Source organism: Clostridioides sp. ZZV14-6154 (assembly GCF_020657785.1).
Classification (GTDB): domain Bacteria; phylum Bacillota; class Clostridia; order Peptostreptococcales; family Peptostreptococcaceae; genus Clostridioides.
Window position 1 is genome coordinate 1 of record NZ_JAGWCY010000072.1, and the last position, 323, is coordinate 323.

A 323-nucleotide genomic window follows, 5' to 3' on the forward strand; every position below is an offset into this window, starting at 1 on the left:
AAATATGCTTTTACATCTTGATTTTTCTCTTTCTTGAACTTAGGAAAGCCTTTAGCACCTTTAAAAAAGTCTTTAAAGGCTTTATCTCCATTCATAATAGCTTGTTTAGTAGCTTTAGAGGATACATCTTTAATCCATTTCATATCTTTATTATTAGGTACATACTCGTTATTTATCCATTTAGAAAAGTCCATACCACTCACAAATTTTCCTTCTTTTTCATAAATCTCTTTACTATGAGCAATATAGAAGTTGTATATAAACCTTGATACACCAATAGTTTTGTGTATTTTAGATTTTTGTTCATCAGAGGGGTTAATCTC

At 28.8% G+C, this 323-nt stretch carries 1 protein-coding gene; it reads right to left on the reverse strand.

Going from position 1 to position 323, the window contains the following annotated elements; genetic code table 11:
- The coding region (locus tag KGF45_RS19765; RefSeq protein WP_227843084.1) for a helix-turn-helix domain-containing protein at positions 1 to 323 on the reverse strand (323 nt) is incomplete at both ends.